A 21,821-nucleotide genomic window follows, 5' to 3' on the forward strand; every position below is an offset into this window, starting at 1 on the left:
GTTACTGTCCCTTGCCGGCGGCCGAAGCGTTGGCGGGTTGCTGGGCACCGGGCTTGGCGGCCTTGTCGGTCCACTGGACCGGCTTGACCGGGGTGCCGGGCTGGAGGTTCTGCGCGCCCTCGACGATCACGCGGTCACCCGCGGCGAGCCCTGCCGTCACCAGCCAGTTGTCGCCGATCGTGCGCGGCGCGGTCAGCGTCTTGGGCACGATCTTGTTGCCTGGGCCGACGACCATGACGACCGCATTGCCCTTTTCATCACGGCTCACCGCGCGCTGCGGCACGAGCAAGGCGTTTGCCTGTGTGCCCTCGACGAACTGCGCGGTGACGTACATGCCGGGCAGCAGCAACCGGTTGGGGTTGGAGAATTGCGCGCGGATCGTCTGGCTGCCCGTCGCCGGATCGACCGTGACGTCGGCGAACTTGACGATGCCCTCGACCGGATAGAGCGTGCCATCCTCGAGCTTCAGGCGGATCCGCGCGGCGTTGGCACCACGCGAAAGATTGCCTTCAAGCAATTGCTTACGAAGCCGCAACTGATCGACACTCGATTGCGTGATATCGACGTAAATCGGATCGAGACGCTGGATGGTGCTAAGCGCGGTGGTCTGCGACGCTGTGACCAGACCGCCCGTCGTCACGGCCGAACGCCCGATCCGCCCGGAGATCGGTGCCTTGACCGTAGTGCGGCCGAGATCGATCGTCGCGGTGCGGAGTGCCGCCTCCTGCGCGGCGACGTCGGCGCGGGCCTGTTGCGCGGTGGTGATCGCGTTTTCGTAATCCTGCCGCGCGATCGCGTTGATCTTGACGAGTTCGCCATACCGGCGAGCCAGCGCGTCGTTCGAGGCAATCGCGGCCTTGGCGCGCGCGAGGGCTGCGCGCGCGCTGGCGACCTGTGCCTGATATGGCTGCGGGTCGATCCGGTAGAGCGGCTGGCCCGCGCGGACCTCGTCGCCTTCCTGGAACAGGCGTGCGGTGATCAGCCCGTTGACCTGCGGCCGGATCTCCGAGGTCTCATAAGCGGCAGTGCGCGCCGCGAGTTCGGTGCTGAGCGTGGCCGACTGTGGCGAGACCGTCACGAAACCCACCTGGGGTGTCGGCGGTGCCGGGGGTTGCTGCTGCTTTCCGCTGCCGCACCCGGCCAGAACAACCGCTGTGAACACGATCAGAGGGGAGGATTTGCGCACGCTGCTTCCAATGTCTAATGTGTGAGCGATCGATCACTCACGTTTCGCTCGCGCCGCCTAGCTATCAAAAACGCGAAAAACAAGTTCTAAGGACAGGATGACAATGACAGCAGATCTTTTGGAATACGTTAAACCGCTGGAAAATCGTGCTTCCAAGGCAGACGAGCGTCGCGAACGAATTTTGGCCGCAGCACGAAACCTGTTCATGCGGCACGGTTTTCACGGCACCGGCGTCGCGCAGATCGCGCACGACTCGGGGGTGAAGGTCGGCCAGTTGTACCGCGACTTCGCGTGCAAGGAGGATATCGTCGCTGCACTCGTCGAGGCCGACGTCATCAGTTTCCTCGAACACCGAGCGTTGAGCGACGCGGTCGCGGCGCGCGACTTCGCGATGGTCCGCCGCTGGATCGAACGGTTCATGGAAGACGATCCCGAACTGGAGGACGATTGTGCCTTGATTGCAGAGACCATCTCCGAGGCAACGCGCAACCCGCGTGTCGCGGAGATCGTCCGTGGGATCGACAAGCGCGTGCGCGACAGCATCCTGACCGCGCTCGACTTCCTCGCCCCCGGCGAGTCGAAGGCGCAGCGGCGGCGTCAGCTGGCTGATTTCATCATGGCGGTCGGGCACGGCGTTTGGCTGCGCAAGATCTCCGACCCGCAGCTGGATTACGAACGGCTTGCAACCTATGTCGGTGACCTGATCGATGCCGAACTGTCGAAGATCATCGCCGCCGACGCCTGATCTGGCGCATCCGGGCCGGGCGATCCATCGCCCCGGCCCCTGCCCCGTTCGCTCGTCCGATGATGGGTTTATCGATCGTTCTGATCGAGACGATTTGTTACAGAAACGGGAACGCGGATCGCTATCGTGGCGTTCTGGCATTTGGAACACTGCGCGTACGCGGGCTCCGGGAGCATTTCACTTATTTCCGCCGTTCCTTCAGGACTGGCAGACATCACCTATTATCAGCAGCCGGGACACAGGTTCCGGCGCACGGACGGAGCTTTGCAATGAAGGATAGCGGATCACCCGAGATCTCGCGCCGGGGTATTCTTGCCGGCGGAGCGGCCGCCGTAGCGGTAACGCAGGTTCCCCTCGCCGAGGCACAGACTGCAGCGCGCGCTGCGCAGGCACCGACGATGGCCAAGGTCGCAATGACCGTTAACGGCAAGCGCCAGACGATGGAGCTCGACACCCGCACGACGCTGCTCGACGCATTGCGTGAGCATCTGCATCTGATCGGCACCAAGAAGGGTTGCGATCACGGCCAGTGCGGTGCCTGCACCGTGATGGTCGATGGCAAGCGCATCAATTCGTGCCTCAGCCTCGCGGTCATGCATCAGGGCGACAAGATCACGACGATCGAGGGTCTTGGCACCCCCGACAAGCTGCACCCGATGCAGGCGGCCTTCATCAAGCACGACGGCTATCAGTGCGGTTACTGCACCCCAGGGCAGATCTGCTCGGCGGTTGCGGTGATCGAGGAAATCCGCGCGGGCGTTCCCAGCCATGTGACGGGCGACCTCAACGCCAAGACGCCGATCTCGAACGCAGAGATGCGCGAGCGGATGAGCGGCAACATTTGCCGTTGCGGTGCCTATTCGAACATCCTCGAAGCGATGACCGAAGTTGCGGAGACGCGCGCATGAAGCCCTTTACCTATGAACGCGCCACCTCCCCCGCCGCTGCTGCGGCTGCGGTCGCGCGCACCCCCGGCGCGAAGTTCATCGCGGGCGGGACCAATTTGCTCGACCTGATGAAGCTCGAGATCGAGACGCCGACGCATCTGATCGACGTCCAGGAGTTGAAGCTCGACAAAATCGAGCCGACGCAGGACGGTGGTCTGCGCGTGGGCGCGTTCGTGTCGAACACCGCGCTTGCCTCCGATGCGCGCGTGCGTCGCGATTATGGCGTGCTCAGCCGTGCGATCGTCGCCGGGGCCTCGGGCCAGTTGCGCAACAAGGCGACGACCGCGGGCAATTTGCTCCAGCGGACGCGCTGCCCGTATTTCTACGACACCAACCAGGCGTGCAACAAGCGCAAGCCCGGCTCGGGTTGCGCCGCGCTCGGTGGCTATAGCCGCCAGCTCGGCATTATCGGGACGAGCGATGCGTGCATCGCGACTTACCCGGGGGACATGGCGGTTGCGATGCGGCTGCTCGATGCGCAGATCGAGACGATCAACCCGACCGGCCAGGCGCGGACGATCCCGATCGCCGACTTCCACAAGCTGCCCGGCACCACCCCGCACGTCGAGAACGCGTTGCAGCGTGGCGAGCTGATCACTGCGGTGACCCTGCCCAAGCCGCTCGGCGGGACGCATACCTATCGCAAGGTGCGCGACCGCGCCTCCTATGCCTATGCGCTCGTATCGGTCGCGGCAATTGTCCAGCCGGACGGCAGCGGTCGCGTCGCGATCGGCGGGATCGCCCCGCGTCCGTGGCGAGTCGATGCCGCCGATGCGCAGTTGCGCAATGGCTCCAAGGCAGTGGTCGCCCCGCTGCTGGCGGGCGCACGGCCGACCGAAGACAATGCATTCAAGGTTCCGCTGGTCGAGCGTACGCTCGCCGCGGTGCTGGCGGAGACACGCGCATGAAGTTCACGACCCCCGCAGGCCAGAATCCGATCGACCAGGGCAAGGTCGTCGGCAAGCCGCACGACCGCATCGACGGCAAGTTCAAGACCACCGGCACCGCGCCTTATGCCTATGAACGGCATGATGTCGTCGCCAACCCGGCCTATGGCTACATCGTCCACGCGGCGATCGCCAAGGGGCGGATCGGCGCGATGCATTTGGCGGAGGCGAAGGCCGCGCCCGGTGTCATCACGATCGTCACCGCTGCCGAAGCGGGCAAGCTGACCAAGGGCGATTTCAACACCGCGATGCTGCTCGGCGGTCCCGAGATCCAGCATTACCACCAGGCGATCGCGATCGTCGTCGCCGAGACGTTCGAGCAGGCGCGCACCGCGGCCAACCTCGTCCGGGTGGACTATGAGCGCGGCAAGGGTCGGTTCGATCTCGAGGAGGCGCTCAAGACCGCGCCGCTCAAGGGCAATGACAGCGGCGAAGGCAGCAAAGCGCCGCCAGTCGACCGGGTCGGCGATTTCGAGGGTGCGTTCGCCAAGGCGGCGGTCAAGCTCGACGCGCGCTACACCACGCCCGATCATAGCCATGCGATGATGGAGCCGCATGCTTCGCTCGCGCGCTGGGACGGCGACAAGCTGACGGTGTGGACGTCAAACCAGATGATCGCCTGGGGCAAGGGCGACGTCGCCAAGACGCTCGGCATCCCCAAGGAGAACGTCCGGCTGATCTCGCCCTATGTCGGCGGTGGTTTCGGCGGCAAGCTGTTCGTCCGCACCGATGCGATCATGGCGGCACTTGGCGCACGCGCGGCGGGCCGTCCGGTCAAGGTCGCGTTGGCACGGCCGATGATGTTCAACAACACGACGCACCGTCCGGCTACGACGCAGCGGATCCGCATCGGTACCGATCGCAGCGGTAAGATCACCGCGATCGCACATGAGAGCGGTTCGGGCGATCTCCCCGGTGGCGGGCCGGAGACTGCGGTCTCGCAGACCAAGCTGCTCTATGCGGGTGCGAACCGCATGACCTCGATGCGTCTCGCGGTGCTCGATTTGCCCGAAGGCAATGCGATGCGCGCGCCGGGCGAGGCTCCGGGGCTGATGGCGCTCGAGATCGCGATGGACGAAATGGCCGAGAAGCTCGGGATGGACCCGATCGCATTTCGCATCGCCAACGATACGCAGGTCGACCCCGAGAAGCCCGAGCGGCGCTTCTCGCAACGGCAATTGATCAAGGCGTTGCAGGATGGCGCGAAGGCGTTCGGCTGGGACAAGCGCAACGCCAAGCCCGCGCAGGTGCGCGACGGGAAATGGCTGGTCGGCATGGGCGTGGCTGCGGGGTTCCGCAACAACATGAACATGAAGTCCGGCGCCAAAGTCTCGATCGATCGCAAGGGGATCGTCACGGTTTACACCGACATGACTGACATCGGCACCGGCTCCTATACGATCATCGCGCAGACCGCTGCGGAGATGATGGGAGTCGATATGGACCGCGTCGTGGTGCGGCTCGGCGATTCGGACTCGCCCGTGTCGTCGGGTTCGGGTGGACAGTGGGGCGCGAACAGCTCGACCGCGGGTGTCTATGCCGCCTGCGTCAAGCTGCGCGAGGCGGTTGCGCAGAAGCTCGGGTTCAACTCGGGTGACGTGGAATTCGCCGACGGAAAGGTACGTTCGGGCAACCGCAGCGTTGCGCTCGCCGAGGCGGCGGGTGATGCCGGACTGACCGCCGAGGACACGATCGACTATGGCGATCTGGCGAAGACGTATCAGCAGTCGACTTTCGCCGGGCATTTCGTCGAGGTGGGCGTCGACATGTATACGGGAGAAGTCCGTATCCGCCGGATGCTTGCGGTGTGTGCGGCAGGCCGTATCCTCAACCCCAAGTCGGCGCGCAGCCAGGTGATCGGCGCGATGACCATGGGTGTGGGCTCGGCGCTTATGGAGGAACTCGCGGTCGACAAGCGCTTCGGCTTCTTCGTCAACCACGACCTCGCGCAATATGAAGTGCCGGTGCATGCCGACATTCCGCATCAGGAAGTGATCTTCCTTGAGGAGACCGACCCGACCACTTCGCCGATGAAGGCCAAGGGCGTGGGCGAGCTCGGGCTATGCGGCGTCGGCGCGGCGATTGCGAATGCGGCGTATAACGCGACCGGCATCCGCATCCGCGACTATCCTGTCACGCTCGACAAGATGCTCGACAAGATGCCGCCGGTCGCCTGACAGCGGCAATCGGTTCGTGGCGAGCGGATATGACGTGGTCATCGTCGGCGGCGGCGCGGCGGGGATTGCCGCCGCCCGTGCGCTCGCCGGTTCCGGGCTGAGCGCGGTCCTGCTCGAGGCGGGACCGCGTCTTGGCGGGCGCGCGCATAGCGAGACGCATCGTGGGCACGCGCTCGATCTTGGGTGTGGCTGGCTGCATTCGGGCGAGCGCAATGCCTGGACCGCGATTGCGGAGGAAGCGGGGGTTGCCATCGACCGCCGCACGCCCGCCTGGGGGCAACAGTTCCACGACCTCGGCTTCGCACCGTCGGATCAACGCGCTGCGCGGGCCGCGTTCGAGGCGTGGATCGAGCGGATGGAGGCATCGCCCCTACCGAGTGACCGTGCTTCCGACGCTTTGCTGCCAGATTGCGCGTGGAACGGTCACATTGCGGCGATGACCGGCTTTATCAGCGGGGTCGGGCCCGAGCGGATCTCGGTCGCGGATTACCTGGCGTATGACGCCGCCGCGAGCGAGTGCAACTGGCGGTTACCTGGCGGGTACGGCACGCTGGTGACGGACAGTTTACCGCAAGGGTTTGCCGTTTCTCTCTCGACGCCGGTGGAGCGATTGGCACTGACGGCGGACGGGGTCACGTTGACGACGGCTTCGGGTGACATCTCGGCGCGGGCCGTGATCCTGACCGTTTCCACCGCGGTGCTGGGGGGTGAGACGATCGCCCTCCCCGCCGCACTCGATCCATGGCGCGAGGCGGCGGCGTGTTTGCCACTCGGGCGTAACGAAAAATTGTTCCTTGCCGTCTCCGGCCAAGGGCCGTTCGAGGACGAGACGCAGGTCCTGGGACGGCCGGGCGATCCTACCAGTGGGTCGCATTATATCCGGCCATTGGGTTGGCCGATCATCGAATCCTTCCTTGGCGGGGACGGTGCGCGGATTGCCGAAGCGGAGGGGGCGGACGCGGCCTTTGCGCATGTGGTCGACGATCTAGTTGCACTGTTCGGGTCGGATGTGCGGCGGATGTTGCGCCCGCTGGCTGCTTCGGCGTGGAGTGCGGACGTTCGGATCGGGGGCGCGTATAGCTGCGCTTTGCCGGGGCATGCCGCGGCGCGGGGGTTGCTGGCGCGATCTTATGACGACCGCGTCTTCTTCGCAGGCGAGGCGACCAATCCGACCGACTTCAGCACCGCGCACGGTGCGCACGACAGCGGCGTTCGCGCGGCGCGGGAGGCGGTCGGGGTACTGGGACGCGGGGGTTAGAAGGTCGCCAACGTTCCCTTGACTGCGCTTCCCCGGCGAAGGCCGGGGCCCAGAAGGAGGGCCATGGTTGGTTGCGCAGCGCGCAGTTTTAAAAACCTGTCCTCCTGGGCCCCGGCCTTCGCCGGGGAAGAGGCCAGAAGGACGGTTCGCCCAACTTAAGCCGCGTCGGTAGGCTCCGGTAGCGCCGGCGGCTCGCCATAGCGCGCGAGCGCCTCGACCGGGGGAACGTCGTCGATCTCCCGCGCGGTCGTCTCGATGTTGAGATCGCGGAACTTGCGTCCGCTGACCAGCACGCGGCTTTCAAAGCTCGACACGAACGTGTTGTAATTGTTGACCGCGCTCGTTAGCCCGCTGCCGACCTTGCGCAAATCGCCCGCCGCCTTGGCGATCCGTTCGTACAATTCCTTGCCAAGCTCACCGATCTGCCGCGCTTCCTTGGCGAGCCGCTCCTGCCGCCACACCGCGGCCACCGTCCGAGCGATCGCGATGAGATTGGTCGGCGTCGCGAGCAGCACGCGCTTATCGAACGCGAAGTCCCACAGCGTCGGATCCTGTTCGAGCGCCGCGGTCAGGAAGTGCTCGCCGGGCACGAACATTATGACATAGTCGGGCGCATCGGCGAACTGGCTCCAATAGGCCTTGTTGCCCAACCCGTTGACGTGCGCGCGCATCGCGGCGGCGTGCATCGCCAGTCCCTTGTTGCGCTCCGCCTCGTCGACGGCCCCAAACGCGTCCTGATACGCGTTGAGCGAAACCTTCGCATCGATCACCAGGCTGCGCCCGCCCGGTACGGTAACGATCGCATCCGGCCGCAGCCGCGCGCCTTCGTCGCCGACCGCCACGGATACTTCGGTCTGGAAGTCGGTATGTTCGGATAACCCACAGGTTTCCAACACATTCTTCAACTGCTGCTCGCCCCAACGGCCGCGTGACTTGGGTGCGTTGCGGAGCGAGTTCACGAGCTTGGCGGCTTCGGTCGAGACCTTCTCCTGCCCGACCCGCAAGCCCTCGAGCTGCCCCTTCAACTGGTCGAACGCACTCAGCCGCTCGCCCTCGACCCGCGTCACCGCTTCCTCATATTTGAGCAGGCGGTCGCTGACCGGCTGGAGCATCGACTTGAGGTTGTGCCCTGCTGTCTCCTCCGACTGGCGGAAGCGTTCGTCGGCACGCTTGAGGAACACTTCCTGCGCATCGTTGAGCAGCTTGTTGGAGACTTCGGCGAATTGCGTCGCGAGCAGATCCTTGGCGTGGAGCAGTTCCGCCACGCGCGTGGCGTGCGCGTCGCCGACCATCTTCTCGCGCGCCGCAGTGGTCTGGTGGAATTCGACGATCCGCGCTTCATAGGCATCACGATCTGCCTTCTGCCGCGCATCGGCATTGGCCTGCAACTCGGCGAGACGGTTTTCAAACGCGACGCTCTGCGTCCTGAGCGCACTGTTTTCCAGCCGCGCGCCGTCGCGCTCGTCGCGGATGACGATGAGTTCGGCGCGCAGCTGGTCGGCATCGCGCGCGCGCTGTTCGGCCCCGGCGAGATCGGTAATCGCACGGCGGAAGTCCGCCTCACGCGCAGTCGCATCCGCCCGCGCGGCGGCGACCGGGCGATTGCCGAGCACCCAGCCGATCGCAAGTCCGACCAGCATCGCGCCGATCGCAAGCAGAGAAATCATCAGGCCATTCATAACGGGTCTCGCTGGAACATTTCACGAACCTTACCCGCCGTGGCGCGTGCGGACAAGCGCACCCCGTCGCAAAGCGGGGGGATGTCACACGAAGCGACCGACTTCCTGCTCTCCTGCGAAGGCAGGAGTCCAGAGCTACGCGCGCCGACCAGCGTTGTCTCGCTCGGCCCTGGGTTCCTGCCTGCGCAGGAACACGGAATAGCTGTCGATCGGCGCTTAATCCCCTCCCCCTTCGAAGCAAGTCCCGCTACAGGCGCGAACATGCTCTCCGATATCGCGATCTCGCGCGCCGCCACCCTGCAACCCATCGGCGCCATCGCCACCGCCGCGGGCATTCCCGCGGAAGCGGTCGAGCCCTATGGCCATTACAAGGCGAAGATCGATCTCGCCCATCTCCCGCCAGCCACGAAGACCGGCAAGCTGATCCTCGTCACCGCGATCAACCCGACCCCAGCAGGCGAAGGCAAGTCGACCACCTCGGTTGGCCTTGCCGATGCGCTCAACCGAACCGGGCGGCAGACAATGCTGGCGTTGCGCGAACCCTCGCTCGGGCCCTGTTTCGGCACCAAGGGCGGCGCGACCGGGGGCGGCTATGCGCAGGTCGTGCCGATGGAGGACATCAACCTCCACTTCACCGGCGATTTCCACGCGATTACCTCGGCGCACAATCTGCTCGCGGCGATGATCGACAACCATGTCCATTGGGGCAACACGCTCGATATCGACGTGCGGCGGATCGTGTGGCGGCGCGTGCTCGACATGAACGACCGCGCCTTGCGCGACATCGCGCAGTCGCTCGGCGGGCCCGCGAACGGATATCCGCGCGAAAGCGGGTTCGACATCACCGTCGCCTCCGAAGTCATGGCGATCCTGTGCCTCGCGTCCGATCTCCACGATCTCGAAGCGCGGCTGGGGCGGATCGTCGTGGCTTATACGCGCGATCGTCGCCCGGTGACCGCCAAGGACCTGAAGGCCGACGGCGCGATGGCGGTGCTGCTCGCGCAGGCGATCAAGCCGAACCTCGTCCAGACGCTCGAGGGGACGCCTGCGCTGATCCACGGCGGGCCGTTCGCCAATATCGCGCATGGCTGCAACTCGGTGATCGCGACGCGCACCGCGCTCGGTCTCGCGGATTATGTCGTCACCGAAGCGGGCTTCGGCGCGGACCTGGGGGCGGAGAAGTTCTTCGACATCAAATGTCGCCAGGCGGGGCTGAAGCCGGACGCGACCGTCATCGTCGCGACGGTGCGCGCGCTCAAGATGAACGGCGGCGTGGCAAAGGGCGATCTGTCCGCGCCCGACGTCGATGCGGTGCGGCGCGGCGGGGTGAACCTTGCGCGTCATATCGAGAATGTCCGCGCGTTCGGGGTTCCCGTGGTGGTCGCGGTCAACCGCTTCGACAGCGACACTCCCGAGGAATTCGAGGCGATCCGCGAGATTGCGACCGCGCAAGGCTGCGAAGCGGTGCTGTGCACGCATTGGGCGGACGGTGGCGCGGGGGCCGAGGCGCTGGCGGACGCGATCGTGGCATTGTGCGATCATGCGGCCGGGCAATTCGCGCCGCTCTATGCCGACGATTTGTCGCTGTTCGACAAGATCAACACCGTCGCGACCCGGATCTATCGCGCCGAGGAAGCGATCGCCGATCCGACGGTGCTCGCGCAACTCGCGCGGTGGGAAGCCGCAGGGTTCGGCCATCTGCCGGTGTGCATGGCGAAGACGCAGTACAGCTTCACCACCGACCCGTCGAAGCTCGGCGCGCCGACCGGGCATGTCGTGCCGGTGCGCGAGGTTCGGTTGAGCGCGGGTGCGGGGTTCGTCGTCGCGATCTGCGGGGAGATCATGACGATGCCGGGTCTCCCGCGCGTTCCTGCCGCGGAGGCGATTCGCTTCGGGGCCGGGGGCGAGATCGAGGGGCTGTTCTGAGGGCCTCGTAGGGCACCCCTTCCCTCCGCTGTTCTCCTGCGAAAGCAGAAGTCCAGGGTTACGAGTGCTGGTCTTTGCGACTCTGGGCTCCTGCCTTCGCAGGAGCACTCAGAAGGCGGGTTTCAGCCCGCCTTGCGCATCTTGGTGAGCTTTTTCATCAGCATGTCGCGCTTGAGCTTCGAGATGTGATCGATGAACAGCACGCCGTTCAGATGATCAATCTCATGCTGGAACGCGGTCGCGAGCAGGCCGTCCATGTCGGCTTCCTGCACTTCGCCCTGCTCGTCGAGCCACGTCGCACGGCAGCGCGCGGGGCGCTCGACGTCGGCATATTGCTCGGGGATCGAGAGGCACCCTTCGGCATAGACCGACATTTCGTCGCTCACCGACAGCAGTTCCGGGTTGATGAAGACGAGCGGCTTGCGCACCGGCTTGGCGTCTTCGCCCTCGCCTTCGGGCTCCTGCAAATCGATCACGACGATCCGCTGTTCGATCGCGACCTGAGTCGCGGCGAGGCCGATGCCACGCGCATCGTACATCGTGTCGAACATGTCGCGGACGATCGCGCGGACGGAATCATCCACCTGCTCGACCGGTTCGGCGACGGCGCGGAGACCGGGATGCGGTACTTCAAGAATTTCTAGGACAGCCATTCTCGCGAGCTAGGAAAGCCCATGCATCGCGTCAAGGTGGCGGCCTTTCTTCTTCGTGGCTTTGTGGCTTCGTGCGAGAAAGTCTTTTTCGCACAAAGGCACAAAGCCACAAAGATAAGAGGGGGTTAGCCCTGACGGCATAGTTCAGGCGACAGGCCGCCTTGCTCGCAACGCCTGTGCCAGCGTGCCCTCGTCGAGATAATCCAGTTCGCCGCCGACGGGCAGTCCGTGGGCGAGCTGGGTGATCCGCACCGGGAACCGCTCGATCCGCTCGGCGATGTAATGCGCAGTGGTCTGCCCCTCGAGCGTCGCGTTCATCGCGAGCACGACTTCGTCGATCCCACCATCCGCAATCCGTCGCACGAGCGAATCGATCGCGAGATCCTCCGGGCGCACCCCCTCCAGCGCCGACAGCCGCCCGCCGAGCACGTGGAACCGCCCCGGGAACAGCCGCGAGCGATCGAGCGCCCACAGATCGGCAACCTCCTCCACGACGCATAGAGCGCGCGGATCGCGGCGCGAGTCGGCGCACACGCCGCACGGGTCGGTCGTGTCGACATTGCCGCAAATCGAACAGGTTGCGAGATTCTCCTCGACCGCCATCAAAGCGTTGAGCAACGGCCCGAGCGCCGCCTCGCGCTTTTTGAGCAAATGCAGCACCGCGCGCCGCGCCGAGCGCGGACCAAGCCCGGGGAGCTTGGCAAGCGCCTGGGTCAGCGCGTCGATTTCGGGAGAGGCCATCGAGAACAGATAGGGGGTTGCCTTGCGCCTGCGCAAGCGGCCAGAGCATCGGGCTATGCGTATCATCTTCATGGGCACGCCCGACTTCTCGGTCCCGATCCTTCAGGCACTGGTCGATGCGGGCCACGACGTCGTCGCATCGTACAGCCAGCCGCCGCGTCGGTCCGGGCGCGGCAAGGCGTTGACGCCTACTCCTGTGCATGCCCGCGCGGATTCGCTCGGCATTCCGGTGCGCACGCCGGTCACCTTGCGCGACCCCGAGGCACAGGCGGAAATCGCGGGCTTCGGCGCGGAGATTGCGGTGGTCGCGGCGTATGGGTTGATCCTCCCGCGCGCGGTGCTCGATGCGCCGGTGAACGGCTGCCTCAACGTGCATGCCTCACTCCTGCCCCGCTGGCGCGGCGCTGCGCCGATCCAGCGCTCGATCCTCGCCGGGGATGCCGCCACCGGCGTGTGCATCATGCAGATGGAGGCCGGGCTCGACACTGGGCCGGTCCTGTTGCGCGATGAAACACCGATCGATCGCAAGACCGCAGGCGTGCTGACCGACGAACTGAGCGCGATGGGGGCGCGGCTGATGATCGCCACGCTCGCCGATCTCGCCGCGTTTGCACCCGAACCGCAGCCGGACGACGGCGTCACCTATGCCGCGAAGATCGACAAGGCCGAGGCGCGGATCGACCTGACGCAGGGCGCCGCGGCGGTCGAGCGGCAGGTCCGCGCGTTCAATCCGGTTCCCGGCGCGTTCGTGGAAATCACGGGCGAGCGAATCAAGCTGTTGTCGGTGGAGGTATTGCCGGAGGTGTCGGGCGTGCCCGGGACGGTGCTCGACGACCAGCTGACGATCGCGTGCGCGGACGGTGCGATCCGGCCGATCGTGCTCCAGCGCGCCGGGCGCGGCGCGATGGCTGCGTCCGAATTGCTTCGTGGCTTCTCCGTCCCGGTTGGAACGGTGCTTTGAAACGCTTTGCGATTACGGTGGAATTCGACGGACGCCCGTTCATGGGGTGGCAGCGTCAGCACCACGGCCCGACCGTCCAGGCGTCGATCGAACGCGCGGCGAAGGCGATCACCGGGGAGACGGTCGCGGTCCATGCGGCGGGGCGGACCGACGCGGGCGTCCATGGCATCGCCATGCGCGCGCATCTCGACCTGGAACGCGACCTGACGCCGTTCCGGCTGATGGAAGCACTCAACGCCAAGCTGCGTCCCGACCCGGTCGCGATCACCGCGTGCGAGATCGTGGGCGACGATTGGCATGCGCGCTTCTCGTGCGTCGGGCGGCATTACGAATATCGCATCGTCCTGCGCCGCGCGCCGTTGACGTTCGAACGCGGGCTTGCGTGGCGGATCCCCAACGCCGTGGATGCGGGCGCGATGGCCGAGGGAGCCGCGCGGCTGGTCGGGCGGCACGACTTCACCACCTTCCGCTCAGCGCATTGCCAGGCGGACAGCCCACTGCGCACGCTCGACCGGCTCGACGTAGTTGCGGAGGGCGACCGGATCAGCGTCTTCGCCTCGGCGCGGTCGTTCCTGCATCATCAGGTGCGCTCGATGGTCGGGTGTCTGGCGCTGGTCGGCGAAGGGAAATGGTCGCCGGACGATCTTTCGGCTGCGCTGGAGGCGCGCGACCGGACCGCGCTGGGGTTCAATGCGCCGCCCGACGGGCTGTTCTTCCTGCGGGCGGATTATCCGTAACGGCGGCATGGTTCGCACAGCGCGCCACAAACGCCGTGTAAGTTGTTGACGATACTCATTTTCTGAGGCCGTCGCCCTGAACTCATGTCAGGGTCCACCGCGCCACAATGACGGACCTAGCCAATCGCACGGCGGATGCCGAAACACGCTCAGCATGACGGCGTGTGGTGGTGGGGCGGCGACCGCCCCACCCCTCAGATCAGATCAGCCCCGCTAGCGGGCTCGAAGGATCGGCGTAGCGCCGCATCCCCATCCGTCCCGCGCGATACGACAGCCGCCCCGCCTCGACCGCGGACTTCATCGCCGCCGCCATCATGATCGGGTCCTTGGCCTCCGCAATCGCGGTGTTCATCAGCACCCCGTCGCAGCCAAGCTCCATCGCGACCGCGGCATCCGACGCCGAGCCGACGCCCGCATCGACCAGCACCGGAACGCTCGCGCCCTCGACGATCAGCCGGATCGTCACGCGGTTCTGGATCCCCAGCCCCGAGCCGATCGGCGCGCCGAGCGGCATGATCGCGACCGCGCCCGCATTCTCCAGCCGCTTCGCCGCGATCGGATCGTCGACGCAATAGACCATCGGCAGGAAGCCCTCGTTCGCGAGCACTTCGGTCGCGCGCAGCGTCTCGACCATGTCGGGATACAGCGTCCGCGCTTCGCCCAGCACCTCGAGCTTCACCAGATCCCAGCCGCCAGCCTCGCGCGCCAGCCGCAGCGTGCGAATCGCCGAATCGGCATCGAAACAGCCCGCGGTGTTCGGGAGATAGGTGACCTTCTTGGGATCGATGAAATCGGTCAGCATCGGCGCGTTCGGATCGCTGACGTTGACCCGCCGCACCGCGACCGTGACGATCTCCGCGCCCGATGCTTCAAGCGCAGCGGCATTCTGCGCGAAATCCTTATATTTGCCCGTCCCGACGATCAGCCGCGACCGGAACGTCCGCCCCGCGACGGTCCATGTATCCGCCTTGATCGCAGGCGCATGATCGCCACCCCCGACGAAATGCACGATCTCCAGCTCGTCGCCATCCTCGACCATGACCTCCGCCAGCGTCGAGCGCGGCACTACCGCCAGATTGCGCTCGACCGCGACCTTCTCCGGCATCAGCCCGAGATCCGCCGCGAGATCGGCGAGGCTCAGCCCCGCACGGACGCGGCGATGCTCGCCATTGACCTGAATGCTGACAGTTCCATCGGTGTGCACGTGACAAAAACCTTCCGTTGCGCCGCCCTCGCCGCTCGCTTCGGCACCGATGTCTCGACTTCGCTCGGCACGAACGGGTAAGAACGGGTCACAGCGCGATATAAGCCCGGCCACGCGACCCGCAACCGAAAGCCTGCTTCCGATGCCCGAAACGATTTTCGTCCTGAACGGTCCCAACCTCAATCTGCTCGGCACACGCGAGCCGGAAATCTATGGCGACACCACGCTCGACGACATCGCGGGCCAGATGGAGGATCGCGCTCGCGAACTCGGCCTGGCGATCGATCTGCGGCAATCGAATCACGAAGGCCATTTGGTCGATTGGATCCACGAAGCGCAGGCGCTGCCCGCCAAGGCAGTGATCCTCAACGCCGCCGCCTTCACGCATACGTCGGTGGCGCTGCTGGATGCGATCAAGGCGGTGCGCACGCCGGTGATCGAGGTCCACCTGTCCAACCCGCACGCGCGCGAGGCTTTTCGCCACGTCAGCCGTATCTCGCCTGCGGTAAAAGGGACGATCAGCGGGTTCGGCGCGTTATCCTATCTGCTGGCGCTTGAAGCCGCGGCGCGTCTCTGACAGGACGCACGCACGAAAAACTGGGAGCATAGGGGACTTATGCCCGACGATATTACTGCCGACGCAATGCGGATCGACGTCGATCTGGTTCGTCAGCTCGCACAATTGCTCGACGACACGTCGCTGACCGAAATCGAGGTCGAGGACGGCGGGCGCAAGATTCGCATCGCGCGCAAGGCGGCTGCTGCTGCTGCCGCGCCCGCGCCGATGCACTATGCGCCGGCGCCGTCTCCCGCCGTGCCCAACAGCGCGCCGTCGGCGGAAATCGTCGCGGCCGCGCCGTCGATGGTCAATGCGGTCAAATCGCCGATGGTCGGCACCGCCTATCTGTCGCCCAACCCCGAGGCGAAGGCGTTCGTCAACGTCGGCGATACGGTTGCGGCGGGGGATACGCTGCTGATCGTCGAGGCGATGAAGGTGATGAACCCGATCCTCGCGCCCAGCGCTGGCCGTGTGTCGGCGGTGCTGGTGACGAGCGGGCAGCCGGTCGAGTTCGACCAGCCGCTGGTGGTCGTCGAATAATCATGGCCGACATCAAGAAGCTGTTGATCGCCAACCGCGGCGAGATTGCGCTCCGCATCCACCGCGCGTGCCACGAAATGGGCATCCAGACGGTTGCGGTCCATTCGACCGCGGATGCGGACGCGATGCATGTGCGGCTTGCCGATCAGGCGATCTGCATCGGCCCGCCGTCGGCGACCGAAAGCTATCTCAACATCCCGAACATCATCTCGGCGGCCGAAATCTCGGGCGCCGACGCGATCCATCCGGGTTACGGTTTCCTGAGCGAAAACGCCAAGTTCGCCGAGATTGTTGAAGCGCACGACATCATCTTCGTGGGCCCCAAACCCGAGCACATCCGCACGATGGGCGACAAGATTGAGGCCAAGCGCACCGCTGGCGCGCTCGGCCTGCCGCTGGTGCCGGGCTCGGCCGGGCCGATCAGCGATCTGGCGGAAGCCAAGGAGATCGCTGCGGCTGCGGGTTATCCCGTCATCATCAAGGCGGCATCGGGCGGCGGTGGTCGCGGCATGAAGGTCTGCACCTCCGAGGACCAGCTCGAGACGCTGATGCAGCAGGCCGGGAGCGAGGCGAAAGCCGCGTTCGGCGATGCGACGGTCTATCTCGAAAAGTACCTCGGTAATCCGCGCCATATCGAATTCCAGGTATTCGGCGACGGCGAAGGCAATGCGATCCATCTGGGCGAGCGCGACTGCTCGCTCCAGCGCCGCCACCAGAAAGTGCTCGAGGAGGCCCCTTCGCCCGTGCTCGGTGCGGAAGACCGTGCGCGGATGGGTGGGATCTGCGCCAAGGCGATGGCCGACATGGGCTATCGCGGCGCTGGAACGATCGAATTCCTGTGGGAAAACGGTGAGTTCTATTTCATCGAGATGAACACGCGGCTGCAGGTCGAGCATCCCGTGACCGAGGCGATCACCGGGCTTGATCTGGTGCGCGAACAGATCCGCATCGCCGAGGGCCACGGCCTCACGCTGCGGCAGGAAGACGTACAGTTCCGCGGTCATGCGATCGAATGCCGCATCAACGCCGAGGACCCACGCACCTTCGCGCCGTCGCCGGGGCTGGTGAAGGCCTATCATGCTCCGGGCGGGATGAACGTTCGCGTCGATAGCGGGCTGTATGCGGGGTACCGCGTCCCGCCGTATTACGATTCGATGATCGCCAAGCTGATCGTCTACGGCACCACCCGCGCCGGCGCGATCCGACGGTTGCGCCGTGCGCTCGAGGAAATGGTGATCGAGGGACCGACGACGACGATCCCGCTGCATCAGGCGTTGATCGAAGATCCCGAGTTCCAGGCGGGCGACTATACGATCAAATGGCTCGAGGAATGGCTCGCGCGCGAGGCGTGACGGCAGAAACAGGAGTTCAGGATTGCGCGGGCTGCCTCGCGTAACCCTGAACTCCTCCCTTCTCGAGCCCTGTGCGAAAAACGGTCTGGGACCCTTCGTCTGCTGTTTTCCCGCGAAGGCGGGAATCCAGGGCCAAGCAAGACAACGGCGTATAGTTCTCGCGACTCCTGGACTCCCGCTTGCGCGGGAGAACAGCTTGGTTTCGTGGTGGCAAAGCCCGGAATGATGGAGGGTGCGACGGCACGCTTCAGATGCCCGCACCGCACCGCTTGCCAGCGGCTGTGAAACCGGCAATCTTTCCCCCGATACCGCTCGGACACAGGGCGGACACCCAAGGGGGGGCAAAGCAATGGTCTGGCGCATCATCGGCTATGGCGTGCTCGCCGTCGGCGCGCTGCTCACCACCCTGTTCTTCCATTATCGCACCCCCGATACCGACCCAGCCACAATGCGCGCCAAATACGGTGCGCCGCCCTCGCAGTTCGTCGACCTCGGCGAGGGCCTGAGCGTCCATCTGCGCGACACCGGCCCCCGCGACGCGCCGGTGCTGATGCTGATCCACGGCTCGAATGCGTCGCTCCAGACGTGGGAGCCATGGGCGGAGCGGCTGGCCGCGCGGTATCGCATCATCCGCATGGATCTCCCCGGCCACGGCCTGACCGGGCCCAGCCCGCAGCGCGCCTATGACAACGCCGCCTATGCCGCGGTGATCGAGCGACTTCGCATGAAGATCGGAGTAGATAACATTGTATTAGCAGGCAATTCTATGGGCGGCGGGGTCGCATGGCATTATGCGCTGGCGCATCCCGATCACGTCCGTGCGCTCGTCCTGATCGATTCGGTCGGCCAGTCCGAGCCCGGCAACAGCAAGCCGCCGCTCGCCTTCCGCATCGCACGCCTGCCCGTGCTACGCGACATCGCCGCCGCGATTACCCCGCGCAGCCTGATCGCGGACAGCCTGCCGGGCGTGTTCGGCAACCCAAAGCTTGCGGATGCCGCGATGGTCGATCGCTATTGGGAGTTGCTCCGCTATCCGGGTAACCGCACCGCGACGCTCGACCGGTTCGCACTGCCGCCTGACAGCGCGACGGCGGCGCAACTGGCCGCGCTCAAGCTCCCCGTGCTGATCCTGTGGGGTGCCAAGGACCAGTTGATCCCGCGCAATTCAGGCGACTGGCTCCACGCGCGCATTCCGGGTAGCAAGCTGATCGTCTATCCCGGCACCGGGCATCTGCCGATGGAGGAACGCCCCGACGACAGCACGCGCGACCTGGACGCCTTCTTACAGGGTCTTCCGTTCAGAACAGGAGAAGCCCACAACCCGCGCCCAACTGGATCGCTGCGATGAGCATCAGCTCGGTCGAAAAAGGCTCCTTGCGCGTCTTGTGGCGAAAGAGTTTGCGCGCAGCGAACGCTCCCGGGGAGCCACCCATCAGGGCGAGGCCGAGCAGATTGGCTTCGGGTATGCGACGGGAACCGGCAATGGCGCGCTGCTTATCCTGCCAGAACCGTAGAACGGTCCAGCCATTTATCGCGACAATCCAGCAGAGCACGAGAGCGATCATTACCCCGTTGTGCGCAGCAGAGGTTAACGAGTGATGGCCACGAGCGGAACGGCCCCATGCGTTCTACCGGAAAAATGCGGTAACCCTATACGCGAGCGCCACGCGATGAGGTGACGGACCCGCACCACCGCGTTAAAGGCTCAGGCCATGACCGACATCACCCCCGAGATCGTCGCCCAGCACGGGCTTTCCACCGAAGAATATGACCGCGTCCTCCACGCGCTCGGTCGTGAGCCCAATTTGACCGAGCTCGGCATCTTCTCGGTGATGTGGTCCGAGCATTGCTCGTACAAATCCTCGCGTATCCATCTGAAAAAGCTCCCCACCACCGGCCCGCAAGTGATCTGCGGCCCCGGCGAGAATGCCGGCGTCGTCGACATCGGCGACGGCCAGGCGGCGATCTTCAAGATGGAAAGCCATAACCATCCGTCGTACATCGAACCCTATCAGGGGGCCGCGACCGGCGTCGGCGGGATCCTGCGCGACGTCTTCACGATGGGCGCGCGCCCGGTCGCCAACCTAAACGCGCTACGCTTCGGGCGGCCCGATCATCCCAAGATGCGTCACCTGATCTCGGGCGTGGTCCACGGGATCGGCGGCTACGGCAATTGCGTCGGCGTGCCGACGGTCGGCGGCGAGGTGAACTTCCACCCCGCCTATGACGGCAACATCCTCGTCAACGCGATGACGGTCGGCGTCGCCGAGACCGACAAGATCTTCTATTCCGCCGCCTCCGGGATCGGCAATTCGATCGTCTATGTCGGCTCCAAGACCGGTCGCGACGGGATCCACGGCGCGACGATGGCGTCTGCAGACTTCGGCGAGGATTCGGAGTCGAAGCGCCCGACCGTCCAGGTCGGCGATCCCTTCACCGAGAAGCTGCTGATCGAGGCGTGCCTCGAGCTGATGGCGTCGGACGCGATCGTCGCGATCCAGGACATGGGCGCGGCTGGCCTCACCTCCTCCGCGGTCGAGATGGCGTCCAAGGGGGGGGTTGGGATCGAGCTCAACATGAATGCGGTGCCGCAGCGCGAAACCGGCATGACGCCTTATGAGATGATGCTGAGCGAAAGCCAGGAGCGGATGCTCATGGTGCTCAAGCCCGGCCGCGAGGATTTCGCCGAAGCGATCTTCCACAAATGGGAGCTGGACTTCGCAGTGATCGGCCAGGTGACCGACACCGGCCACATGGTGCTCAAGTTCCACGGCGAAACCGTGTGCGACATCCCGCTCGCCCCGCTTGCCGACGAAGCGCCGCTCTACGACCGCCCGGCTGCGACGAAGGAAGAATATCAGGCTTGGGCCAAGGTCGCGCCGCTCGGCGAGATCCCGCAGACGCCGAACGTCGCCGCCGACTTGCTGACGCTGATGGCATCCCCCGACGTCGCCTCGCGCCGCTGGATCTGGGAGCAATATGACACGCAGGTCGGCGCGGACACGATCCAGCGTCCCGGTGGCGACGCCGCGGTCGTCCGCGTCCACGGCACGCAGAAGGGGCTCGCGATGAGCACCGATTGCACCCCGCGCTATTGCTATGCCGGCCCCTATGAAGGCGGCAAGCAGGCGATCGCAGAGTGTTATCGCAACCTCTCGGCAGTCGGTGCGACCCCGCTTGCCGTCACCAACTGCCTCAACTTCGCCAACCCGCAGCGCCCCGAGATCATGGCGCAGTTCGTCGGCTGTCTCGACGGCATGGGCGACGCCTGCCGCGCGCTCGACTTCCCGATCGTTTCGGGCAACGTGTCGCTGTATAACGAGAGCAAGGCGACCGGCGGCGGTTCGGCGATCCTGCCGACGCCGGCGATCGGCGCGATCGGCTTGCTTGCCGACTGGTCCAAGTCCGCGACGATCGCGTTCAAGGGCACTGGCGACGTGATCGTGCTGATCGGTGAGCGCTCGGGGCATCTCGGGCAATCGCTGTGGCTGCGCGAAGTCCATGGCCGCGAGGAAGGCGCCCCGCCCCCGGTCGATCTCGAAGCCGAGCGCCGCAACAGCGAGTTCGTCCGCGCGCATATCGCGACCGGCGCGCTGACCGCGGTGCATGACGTGTCCGATGGCGGCATCGCGGTGACGATCGCCGAGATGGCACTCGCCGGGAATGTCGGCGCGATGCTGCATGCGCCGCTGCCATGCGGCATCGCCTGCGCCTTGTTCGGCGAGGATCAGGGCCTGTACGTCGCGACCGTTGCGGATCACTTGTTGCTGGAGACGCTGACCGCAGCGGATGCCGCCGGGGTCGAGATCGAGCGGATCGGGCGGACGATCGCCAACCGGCTGATCTTCGAGCTGCCCGACGACGATCATGTCGTGACGCTGACCGACCTGCGTGCCGCGCACGAGGGCTTCTTCCCCAAGCTGATGGGCGACGTGGCGCCGGTCGAGAACTGATATTTTGAGAATGGGTCGCATTAATGCTTGCGACCCATTCTCATTAGCGATAGATCATCGGCATCCGAAGGGAGTGCTTATGGTCGTCTGCATCTGCAATGCTATCCGCGAACGCGACGTCCGCACCGCCGCCCGCAACGGGTCGCGCACGGCCTGCCAGGCCTATCGTAGGATGGGCTGCGAGGCGAAATGTGGCCAATGCGTGCCCGTCGCCCGCGCCATCATCGACGAAGAGCGCGCAGTCGCCTAAGGTCGC

General features: G+C 65.6%; 20 protein-coding genes. 14 read left to right on the forward strand and 6 right to left on the reverse strand.

The genetic code is table 11. The features are described 5' to 3' along the window. Position 1: 1 nt before the first annotated feature. The gene (locus ABIC17_RS09970; protein WP_354281425.1) at positions 2 to 1,186 is read right to left on the reverse strand and encodes an efflux RND transporter periplasmic adaptor subunit; all 1,185 of its coding nucleotides are present in this window, start codon (positions 1,184 to 1,186) and stop codon (positions 2 to 4) included. A 103-nt stretch (positions 1,187 to 1,289) separates the two neighbouring features. Here ABIC17_RS09970 and ABIC17_RS09975 point away from each other — a divergent pair, with 103 nt between their 5' ends. The 5 genes from ABIC17_RS09975 (at position 1,290) to ABIC17_RS09995 (ending at position 7,260) form a co-directional block, all read left to right on the forward strand. Next, positions 1,290 to 1,931: a TetR/AcrR family transcriptional regulator gene (locus ABIC17_RS09975; protein ID WP_354281427.1), complete on the forward strand. Its 642-nt coding sequence runs from the start codon at positions 1,290 to 1,292 to the stop codon at positions 1,929 to 1,931. 269 nt (positions 1,932 to 2,200) lie between these two features. Next, on the forward strand, positions 2,201 to 2,839 hold the full coding sequence (gene paoA / locus ABIC17_RS09980; protein WP_354281429.1) for an aldehyde dehydrogenase iron-sulfur subunit PaoA: 639 nt from the start codon (positions 2,201 to 2,203) through the stop codon (positions 2,837 to 2,839). Continuing rightward, positions 2,836 to 3,786, forward strand: coding sequence for an FAD binding domain-containing protein (locus tag ABIC17_RS09985; RefSeq protein WP_354281431.1), 951 nt, complete (start codon positions 2,836 to 2,838; stop codon positions 3,784 to 3,786). Before paoA ends, ABIC17_RS09985 begins: the two co-directional genes overlap by 4 nt. After that, positions 3,783 to 6,002 (forward strand): aldehyde oxidoreductase molybdenum-binding subunit PaoC, encoded by a 2,220-nt coding sequence (gene paoC, locus ABIC17_RS09990; RefSeq protein ID WP_354281433.1) that lies wholly within the window; start codon positions 3,783 to 3,785, stop codon positions 6,000 to 6,002. Before ABIC17_RS09985 ends, paoC begins: the two co-directional genes overlap by 4 nt. A gap of 16 nt (positions 6,003 to 6,018) precedes the next feature. Beyond that, the gene (locus ABIC17_RS09995; RefSeq protein WP_354281435.1) at positions 6,019 to 7,260 is read left to right on the forward strand and encodes a flavin monoamine oxidase family protein; all 1,242 of its coding nucleotides are present in this window, start codon (positions 6,019 to 6,021) and stop codon (positions 7,258 to 7,260) included. 155 nt (positions 7,261 to 7,415) lie between these two features. On the opposite strand, the gene ABIC17_RS10000 is transcribed toward ABIC17_RS09995, so the two are convergent. Next, the gene (locus ABIC17_RS10000; protein ID WP_354281437.1) at positions 7,416 to 8,939 is read right to left on the reverse strand and encodes a DNA recombination protein RmuC; all 1,524 of its coding nucleotides are present in this window, start codon (positions 8,937 to 8,939) and stop codon (positions 7,416 to 7,418) included. 261 nt (positions 8,940 to 9,200) lie between these two features. On the opposite strand from ABIC17_RS10000, the gene ABIC17_RS10005 reads away from it, so the two are divergent. Then, on the forward strand, positions 9,201 to 10,865 hold the full coding sequence (locus ABIC17_RS10005) for a formate--tetrahydrofolate ligase (RefSeq protein WP_354281439.1): 1,665 nt from the start codon (positions 9,201 to 9,203) through the stop codon (positions 10,863 to 10,865). 122 nt (positions 10,866 to 10,987) lie between these two features. On the opposite strand, the gene def is transcribed toward ABIC17_RS10005, so the two are convergent. After that, positions 10,988 to 11,518, reverse strand: coding sequence for a peptide deformylase (def, locus tag ABIC17_RS10010; RefSeq protein ID WP_354281441.1), 531 nt, complete (start codon positions 11,516 to 11,518; stop codon positions 10,988 to 10,990). 144 nt (positions 11,519 to 11,662) lie between these two features. Further along, positions 11,663 to 12,259 (reverse strand): recombination mediator RecR, encoded by a 597-nt coding sequence (gene recR / locus ABIC17_RS10015; RefSeq protein WP_354281443.1) that lies wholly within the window; start codon positions 12,257 to 12,259, stop codon positions 11,663 to 11,665. 55 nt (positions 12,260 to 12,314) lie between these two features. On the opposite strand from recR, the gene fmt reads away from it, so the two are divergent. Together fmt and truA are read left to right on the forward strand one after the other, a co-directional pair. Then, positions 12,315 to 13,220 carry a methionyl-tRNA formyltransferase gene (gene fmt, locus ABIC17_RS10020; RefSeq protein WP_354281444.1) on the forward strand — a complete coding sequence of 302 codons (906 nt, stop codon included), beginning with the start codon at positions 12,315 to 12,317 and terminating at the stop codon, positions 13,218 to 13,220. Further along, positions 13,217 to 13,957 carry a tRNA pseudouridine(38-40) synthase TruA gene (gene truA, locus ABIC17_RS10025; protein ID WP_354281446.1) on the forward strand — a complete coding sequence of 247 codons (741 nt, stop codon included), beginning with the start codon at positions 13,217 to 13,219 and terminating at the stop codon, positions 13,955 to 13,957. Before fmt ends, truA begins: the two co-directional genes overlap by 4 nt. A gap of 199 nt (positions 13,958 to 14,156) precedes the next feature. Here the strand turns inward: truA and thiS are convergent, their stop codons facing one another. Further along, entirely contained in the window at positions 14,157 to 15,161 is a 1,005-nt protein-coding gene (gene thiS, locus ABIC17_RS10030) for a sulfur carrier protein ThiS (protein ID WP_354281448.1), read from the reverse strand. 142 nt (positions 15,162 to 15,303) lie between these two features. Here thiS and aroQ point away from each other — a divergent pair, with 142 nt between their 5' ends. The 4 genes from aroQ to ABIC17_RS10050 all read left to right on the forward strand — a co-directional run bounded on the left by aroQ (position 15,304) and on the right by ABIC17_RS10050 (position 18,960). Next, on the forward strand, positions 15,304 to 15,738 hold the full coding sequence (aroQ, locus tag ABIC17_RS10035) for a type II 3-dehydroquinate dehydratase (RefSeq protein ID WP_354281450.1): 435 nt from the start codon (positions 15,304 to 15,306) through the stop codon (positions 15,736 to 15,738). Positions 15,739 to 15,777: 39 nt separating this feature from the next. Beyond that, positions 15,778 to 16,260, forward strand: a complete 483-nt coding sequence (gene accB / locus ABIC17_RS10040; protein ID WP_354281452.1) for an acetyl-CoA carboxylase biotin carboxyl carrier protein — start codon at positions 15,778 to 15,780, stop codon at positions 16,258 to 16,260. A 2-nt stretch (positions 16,261 to 16,262) separates the two neighbouring features. Further along, a complete protein-coding gene (gene accC, locus ABIC17_RS10045; protein ID WP_354281453.1) occupies positions 16,263 to 17,612 on the forward strand; it encodes an acetyl-CoA carboxylase biotin carboxylase subunit in 1,350 nt (449 codons plus the stop codon). A 349-nt stretch (positions 17,613 to 17,961) separates the two neighbouring features. Next, on the forward strand, positions 17,962 to 18,960 hold the full coding sequence (locus tag ABIC17_RS10050; RefSeq protein ID WP_354281455.1) for an alpha/beta fold hydrolase: 999 nt from the start codon (positions 17,962 to 17,964) through the stop codon (positions 18,958 to 18,960). On the opposite strand, the gene ABIC17_RS10055 is transcribed toward ABIC17_RS10050, so the two are convergent. Then, the gene (locus ABIC17_RS10055; protein ID WP_354281457.1) at positions 18,911 to 19,177 is read right to left on the reverse strand and encodes a DUF1294 domain-containing protein; all 267 of its coding nucleotides are present in this window, start codon (positions 19,175 to 19,177) and stop codon (positions 18,911 to 18,913) included. The two genes, ABIC17_RS10050 and ABIC17_RS10055, sit on opposite strands and share 50 nt — an antisense overlap. Positions 19,178 to 19,324: 147 nt before the next feature. On the opposite strand from ABIC17_RS10055, the gene purL reads away from it, so the two are divergent. Together purL and ABIC17_RS10065 are read left to right on the forward strand one after the other, a co-directional pair. Then, positions 19,325 to 21,565, forward strand: coding sequence for a phosphoribosylformylglycinamidine synthase subunit PurL (gene purL / locus ABIC17_RS10060; protein ID WP_354281459.1), 2,241 nt, complete (start codon positions 19,325 to 19,327; stop codon positions 21,563 to 21,565). A gap of 79 nt (positions 21,566 to 21,644) precedes the next feature. Continuing rightward, positions 21,645 to 21,815, forward strand: a complete 171-nt coding sequence (locus tag ABIC17_RS10065; protein WP_354281461.1) for a (2Fe-2S)-binding protein — start codon at positions 21,645 to 21,647, stop codon at positions 21,813 to 21,815. Positions 21,816 to 21,821: the final 6 nt, after the last annotated feature.

The organism is Sphingomonas sp. PvP056, from assembly GCF_040549155.1.
In the GTDB taxonomy this organism is placed as follows: Bacteria; Pseudomonadota; Alphaproteobacteria; order Sphingomonadales; family Sphingomonadaceae; genus Sphingomonas.